The organism is Shigella sp. FC1967 (assembly GCF_001743005.1).
GTDB lineage: Bacteria > Pseudomonadota > Gammaproteobacteria > Enterobacterales > Enterobacteriaceae > Proteus.
This window is the reverse complement of the sequence record NZ_MIIZ01000585.1, coordinates 1-7,200: the sequence shown is the minus strand read 5'-3', so window position 1 is coordinate 7,200 and position 7,200 is coordinate 1. Positions and strand designations below refer to the sequence as shown.

At 38.0% G+C, this 7,200-nt stretch carries 7 protein-coding genes; 3 read left to right on the top strand and 4 right to left on the bottom strand.

Translation table 11 applies throughout. The features are described 5' to 3' along the window. Positions 1-96 precede the first annotated feature (96 nt). Positions 97-717 (top strand): riboflavin synthase subunit alpha, encoded by a 621-nt coding sequence (locus BHE89_RS06050; protein ID WP_128860350.1) that lies wholly within the window; start codon positions 97-99, stop codon positions 715-717. Positions 718-813: 96 nt separating this feature from the next. Here the strand turns inward: BHE89_RS06050 and cfa are convergent, their stop codons facing one another. Together cfa and punC are read right to left on the bottom strand one after the other, a co-directional pair. Then, entirely contained in the window at positions 814-1,968 is a 1,155-nt protein-coding gene (gene cfa, locus BHE89_RS06045; RefSeq protein ID WP_069369308.1) for a cyclopropane fatty acyl phospholipid synthase, read from the bottom strand. 306 nt (positions 1,969-2,274) lie between these two features. After that, positions 2,275-3,492, bottom strand: coding sequence for a purine nucleoside transporter PunC (punC, locus tag BHE89_RS06040; RefSeq protein WP_069369307.1), 1,218 nt, complete (start codon positions 3,490-3,492; stop codon positions 2,275-2,277). A gap of 118 nt (positions 3,493-3,610) precedes the next feature. On the opposite strand from punC, the gene punR reads away from it, so the two are divergent. Further along, a complete protein-coding gene (gene punR / locus BHE89_RS06035) occupies positions 3,611-4,513 on the top strand; it encodes a DNA-binding transcriptional activator PunR (RefSeq protein WP_069369306.1) in 903 nt (300 codons plus the stop codon). 26 nt (positions 4,514-4,539) lie between these two features. On the opposite strand, the gene purR is transcribed toward punR, so the two are convergent. Continuing rightward, complete coding sequence (purR, locus tag BHE89_RS06030; RefSeq protein WP_023582340.1) at positions 4,540-5,565, bottom strand: HTH-type transcriptional repressor PurR; 1,026 nt, start codon at positions 5,563-5,565, stop codon at positions 4,540-4,542. A 267-nt stretch (positions 5,566-5,832) separates the two neighbouring features. Here purR and cydH point away from each other — a divergent pair, with 267 nt between their 5' ends. Further along, positions 5,833-5,916, top strand: coding sequence for a cytochrome bd-I oxidase subunit CydH (gene cydH, locus BHE89_RS26940; protein ID WP_103004765.1), 84 nt, complete (start codon positions 5,833-5,835; stop codon positions 5,914-5,916). A 137-nt stretch (positions 5,917-6,053) separates the two neighbouring features. Here cydH and sodB read toward each other — a convergent pair whose 3' ends face one another. Continuing rightward, positions 6,054-6,632: a superoxide dismutase [Fe] gene (gene sodB / locus BHE89_RS06020; protein WP_069369305.1), complete on the bottom strand. Its 579-nt coding sequence runs from the start codon at positions 6,630-6,632 to the stop codon at positions 6,054-6,056. Positions 6,633-7,200 lie beyond the last annotated feature (568 nt).

The following is a 7,200-nucleotide window of genomic DNA, read 5'->3' as shown; positions in this document are numbered from 1 at the left end:
GAAGCGTATTGCTATCGAAGATAAAGGCGATTTTCGTACCCATATCATTGAATTACCCAAAGAGTTAGTCAGCAATTTAGAGACAGGTGCTTCTGTATTGCTATCGAAGATAAAGGCGATTTTCGTACCCATATCATTGAATTACCCAAAGAGTTAGTCAGCAATTTAGAGACAGGTGCTTCTGTTGCAAATAATGGTTGCTGTTTAACGGTCACTAAAATTGAAGGTACACAGATTAGCTTTGATTTAGTGAAAGAGACATTACGTTTAACTAACCTTGGTGAATTAAAGGTCGGCTCCGAAGTAAATATTGAGAGAGCGGCTAAGTATGGTGATGAAATTGGTGGCCATGTGATGTCTGGTCATATTGTAACAACGGCTGAAGTTGCCAAAATCATTACGTCAGAAAATAATTTACAAATTTGGTTTCGTATTTTTGATAAAGCATTAATGAAGTACATTTTACATAAAGGTTTTATTGGTATTGATGGGATCAGCCTCACTGTGGGCGATGTCGTAAATAACCGTTTTTGTGTTCATTTAATACCAGAAACGCGCGATAGAACAACATTGGGTTGTAAACGCCTTGGTGATAAAGTCAATATTGAGCTTGACCCTCAAACTCAAGCGATTGTCGATACTGTAGAGCGTGTTATGGCACAACAAGCGCAGCAACAAGCTTTATTAGCAGCACAACAACTTAGCAATGAAGAATAAATTTCACATAATTAATGTTGTTGTTCTGAACAGATAGCCAAAGAAAAAGCCAGTTTGTCAATCAAACTGGCTTTTCTCTTTTTATCAAAAGAATAATTAACGCGGGATCTGTAGACCGCCGATCTGGCCTTTAGGACTGAGTACTATTTGCCATAACTGGATATCTCTAGCGCGAAATGCACCCGCACAGGCATTAAGGTAATAGCTAAACATACGTTTAAAGCGCGGAGTGTAGTTAGATTCAATATCTGGCCAACAAGCTAAAAAACGCTGATACCACGCCATTAATGTTTTATCGTAATCAGCACCAAAGTTATGCCAATCTTCCATCACAAATTTATTGTCCATTGCATGAGCAATTTTTTGAATAGATGGTAAACATCCATTAGGAAAAATATACTTGCTTATCCAGCTATCTACATTCACTTTATCGCGATTAGAACCTATGGTGTGCAATAAAAACAGACCATCTTCTTTTAAATTATGGCGAACGACATCAAAATAAGTGGCGTAATTCTTAGGGCCAACATGCTCAAACATACCGACAGAAACGATACGATCAAATTGTTCATGCAAATCACGATAGTCTTCTAAAATAATATTAACATCAAGTCCTTGGCATCGTGCTTGTGCTAATTTCTGCTGTTCAACAGAAATAGTGACCCCAGTGACAGAAACTCCAAAATGTTTTGCGGCATAAGCGGCAAGTCCACCCCAGCCACAGCCAATATCTAATAAGGTCATACCTGGTTTTAAATCTAATTTTCGGCAAATTAAATCTAATTTATGCTCTTGGGCTTGGTCTAAATTATCTGCATTTTTCCAGTAACCACAGGAATATTGCATATTAGGATCAAGCATGGCAGTAAATAGGTCATTACCAAGATCGTAATGCTCTTTACCTACCATCCATGCGCGTTTTTGTGTTTGTAGATTAAAAAGGCGGGCTGTTGCAATCTTAAAAATATCATGTAGGTTTTGTGGGAGCTTATCTTCAAGACCAGCACGTAAAACTTTATGAAAGAATATATCCAGTCGCTCACAATCCCACCAACCATCCATATAACTTTCGCCGAGACCTAATGAGCCTTGCTGTAATACTCTTTTATAAAAATTCTGATTGTGAACCTGAATATCATAAGGTTCTGAGCCATTAACTCGAATATCAGCGTGAGCTAACAGTTCTATTGCGATCTTTTTAAAAGGATCGTTGGAGGTCTTTCGGCCTTCTTCTACACAAGATGTACTCATATACTCTCCGCGTAAACTAAGCGGGTTTTGAAACATAAAGCTAAAAAAGGATGTGTGCAGATTGACAGTATTAAAATGGTATTGTGTTCAAAATGCATTGAACGAATAGAATTAATAAAATAACTAATCTGCCATAATCAGCAAATAATCTGTTTAATGTTTCAAAATCCGAAAGAAAAATAAATAAAACGCTATTACAGCGTATAAGCAAGTATAGAGATGTAAATTGTTTTTCTCTAGAAAAGAAAAAGGCCATTTTTTATAAAATGGCCTTTTTAAGATAAATCCTAAAAGGGAGGGTGGTGATTATTCTACTGTTTGAACCGTGTGTTTGATAACAGATTTATTTCGCTGAATAAAGTAGCCAACAGCCATTGGGATTGCGGTTAACGCCATAATTGCAGTGGTGTTAATCAGAGGTTGTTGGCTGATAAATGCAGACACAATAAAACTGGCTAAGCTGCAAAGACCCAATTGAAGTGCATTTTGTAACGCAGCGGCTTTACCACTGATTTCAGGATAAGCGGATAAAGCATTAGATACCGCGATTGGATAAGATGCACCATTCATTGCGGCCATAATACAGAACGGAATTAAAATAGTCGTTAATGTTGGTTCCGTAAATTTAGCAACAAGGTATAAGGCGGTCATACTGACAGCATAACCAATTAATAACAGTGGTAGTAACGTTTTACCAGTCATTTTTGACAGTAAAATACGGCAACCATAACCACCCACCATAAATGCAATAGTTTGTGGAATATAACTTAAACCGATATCCTGTGGCGAATAACCCATTTTTTCAAGAATGATGGGTGAGCCGGCTAACCAAGCAAAGAAACCTGCACTACAAGAAGCGTAAACTAATACGTTACCTGTATAGAGAGGCGATTTTAGTAAAGTGATAAATGAAGCAGAAGATTGGTTCGCATCTGTGACTGATTTTTGTTTAATGTTTTTTAGCATTAATGTCGGTAGCATTAATACTAACGTTACTGCCATTAACAGCATGAAAATCATACGCCAGCCACCGTGCTCTAATAGCGATGCACCGATTAAAGGTGCAAGTGCAGGTGATAATGCAACCAGTGGCATAATTAAAGCAAAGACATGCTGAGCGCGAGATTCATCAAAACGGTCGATAACAAGAGCTTGCCAAATAACGGCAGCAGAGCAGACGCCGAAAGCTTGTAGGAAGCGCATAGCCAGTAAGCCAGTTGCACTTTCAACCCACAGCATACCAAGGCAGCCTAAAGAGAAAAGGCTTAAACCGATAAGAAGAATAGGTTTACGACCGACTTTGTCAGAAAGTGGTCCCCAAAGTAATTGAGCAACAGCAAAGCCAAATAAAAAGATACTTAAGCTATTACTAATAGCCCCTTCGCTAATAGCGAGTTCACGCTGCATCATACCAAATGCAGGTAAATACATATCAATAGCTAAGTAACCTAGCATACTTAAACCCGCTAGGTACACCATAAAGCTCATAGGTGTTTTTGATTGTGTGGATGTTTTAGAATTCATTTTATTTTCTATGCTATGTGATGTAGAACATTTTATATATTGTAACGAAGACTTATTTTACTTGTGAAACGGGAATATTTGGTTAATGCTGTGAAAAATTTTCAAAGGAATAAACTCTATGTGGTCAGAATACTCTTTAGAAGTTGTTGATGCAGTCGCAAGAACAGGAAGTTTTAGTTCTGCTGCTCAAGAATTGCACAGAGTGCCATCCGCCGTTAGTTACACTGTTCGGCAATTAGAGGAATGGCTTGCCGTTCCCTTGTTTGAACGCCGTCACCGTGATGTAGAATTAACCGAAGCAGGTAAAATTTTTATCAAAGAAGCACGATCTGTTATCAAAAAAATGAATGACACTCGGCATCTTTGTCAACAAGTTTCTAATGGGTGGCGCGGTCAGTTTAGTATAGCCGTTGATGGCATTGTAAAACCAGAAAGAACACAACAACTTATTCTCGATTTCTATCGTCATTTTCCTGATATTGAACTGTATGTCTATCCTGAAGTGTTTAATGGCGTATGGGACTCCTTGGTCAATGGGCGTGTTGATTTAGCTATTGGTGCAACAAGAGCCTCACCAATTGGTGAACGTTATAGCTTTAGAGATATGGGTTTTATGCCGTGGCGCTGCGTTTGTCATGTTGATCACCCTTTAGCAAAAGCACAACATCCATTAACGGATGATGAAATGCGGCCTTATCCAAGTTTATGTTTAGAAGATACCTCACGCAGTTTGCCAAAGCGTGACACATGGGCGCTAAATAACCAACGCAGGATGGTCGTACCAACATGGGATATGGGGCTTGAATGTTTGTTAGCGGGATTATGTGTAGGAATGGTGCCTTGGCACCGTGCTGAATCTTTAATTAAACAAGGCAAGCTGGTTACTTTACAACTAGCACAACCATTGCCAGACAGCCCATGCTGCCTGACGTGGGTCGATAAAAGTGAATCTCCCGCTTTAACATGGTTGTTAGATTATCTTGGAGATAGCCAAACCTTAAATGAGGAGTGGCTTCGTTAGAAATCAGGTCGTTGAATAAATATGAATTAACGACGGTAGTCGATAAAAGGACCATCAGCGACTGAACGACGCTCAACTAATCGTGGATGAACTTCGATTGTTTGGGCGTCTTCGCGTTTATTGACGATGCGATCAAGCAACATTGATAATGCCATTTGACCTAAACGTTCTTTTGGCTGGTGGACGGTCGTTAGGGCCGGTGTAAAATAACGAGCATTACGAATATTGTCATAACCCACAATAGAAATATCGAAAGGAACACGTAGGCCAAGTTCATCTGCTGCACAAATCGCACCCATTGCCATCACATCACCACCACAAAAAACAGCAGTAGGGCGATGTTTTTGATTTAGCATTTGGTACATGGCTTTATAACCAGATTCCGGCTCAAAGTCGCCTTGTACAATCCATTCATCTTTTACTGTGATTTTTGCTTCTTCCATGGCTTTTAAAAAACCTTGTAATCGGCCACCACCAGTATTACGTTCTAATGGACCAGGAATAATACCAATGTCACGATGACCTCGCTCAATAAGATAACGACCCGCAATATAGCCACCGTGGAAAGCGTTATCGATGATGGTATCTGTAAAGTCGCCACGCGCTTTACCCCAATCCATGACAACCATTGGAATATTACGATAGCCTTCTAAAAGAGTCAGAAGGTGATCGGGATATTCAGAACACATGACTAATAATCCATCAACACGTTTTTGTGCCAGCATTGCTAAATAGGCTTTTTGTTTATCAAGGTTATTATGTGAATTACATAAAATCAGTGTGTAACCTTTGCTATAACAACTATTTTCAACAGCTTCAATCACTTCAGCAAAGTAAGGGGCTTCACTGGACGTGGCTAACAGGCCAATAGATTTGGTGTGATTGACTTTTAAACTACGCGCAACGGCACTAGGTGAATAATTTAATTCTTTTATAGCGGCCCAAACTGCTGCCCGTGTGTTCTCAGCAACAAAACGTGTTTTGTTGATCACATGAGAAACAGTCGTGGTTGATACGCCTGCGCGTTTTGCCACGTCTTTTATTGTTGCCATGGTGTGGAAAACTCCTGACCTTCATTGGTCTCTTTTATCTAATTTTGTGGTTTGACTGCCAGTATAGTCATACATAGGGCAAACACTGGCAATAATTTAGCGATTAGCTGTGAATTTTGTATGATCTAGCTCAAAAGTGAAAGTATTAATCAATGTTATAAATTGTGCACTGGTCGCTATTTTAACAAATATTGATATGTGATAATAATTAACCATGACAAGGTTATGGTTAAAATGTGTATTATAATCATTTTGAGGGAGAAATAGATGGATACGGATCTGAAATTTGGTTTGAGTACAGCAGTTGCAGCGCTTGTTATGATCGTTTTATTTTCGACTATGTTATTCTAATCACTGCTTTATAGATTATCCGATCAATTTAAATAATAAATTATCGAATATCTGAATATAACAAAGGGCTCGAGGCCCTTTGTTATTTTATCACTAAAAATGAATCTGAATCACTCACCTTTGATTATCAAGCTCAATTAAGCAAGGTTAGCTTCAACAAATGACCAGTTAACCAATGCCCAGAACTCTTCTAAATATTTAACGCGCGCGTTACGGTAGTCGATGTAGTAAGCATGTTCCCATACATCAACAGTTAACAATGGTTTGTCTTCGCCTGAAACAGGAGTTGCAGCGTTAGACGTGTTAACAATTGCAATCGAACCATCTGCTTTTTTAACTAACCATGTCCAACCTGAACCGAAGTTTTTAGCTGCCGCATCATTAAATTGTTTTTTGAACTCTTCAAAAGAGCCAAATGCTTTGTTGATAGCATCAGCGATTTTTCCTGTTGGTGCGCCGCCTGCATTTGGTGCTAAGCAGTTCCAGTAGAAAGTGTGGTTCCATACTTGAGCTGCATTATTAAAGATGCCACCATCAGTAGATTTGATGATTTCTTCTAAAGATTTGCTTTCTAAATCAGTACCTTTAACCAGATTATTTAAATTGGTTACATAGGTTTGGTGGTGTTTGCCGTAGTGATATTCTAAAGTTTCTTTAGAGATGTGTGGCTCAAGAGCATCTAACGCATAAGGTAATTTTGGTAATTCGAAAGACATTGCGTACTCCTTTAAACTATCTATTTCGGGTTTTGTGCCTGAAATCATTCCATCAAAATCATTTGAATTGATAAAATGAGGCAAATGAATCACTAAGTTGTTACTATTTTGCTAATTATTTTAACAAAAATCTGCTGAAATAACAGCTAAATATCTTTTATCTATAGTTATAAGCCATATAGATTAATTATACTCATAAGAGTATATCCCTCTTGCTTGCACGTAAAGTAGCAAAAGTACATTTGTAATGAGAGAAGTAAAAAGTACAAACTTCATTCTGTTAATGTGGTTTTGTGGGATAAGTTAACATTGTTTGTCAAGATAAGTCGTTATAATAAATACCCACTAATGTGAAGTTACACTCAAAGGAATGTATCAATATGAAAAAAATATTTATTGCTATGGGTATGATAGTTTTTTTATCTAGTTGTGAGCTTAATAGTAATGATCCATTGAAAATGGACTTTGGCATAAGAGTATATCCCTCTTGCTTGCACGTAAAGTAGCAAAAGTACATTTGTAATGAGAGAAGTAAAAAGTACAAACTTCATTCTGTTAATGTGGTTTT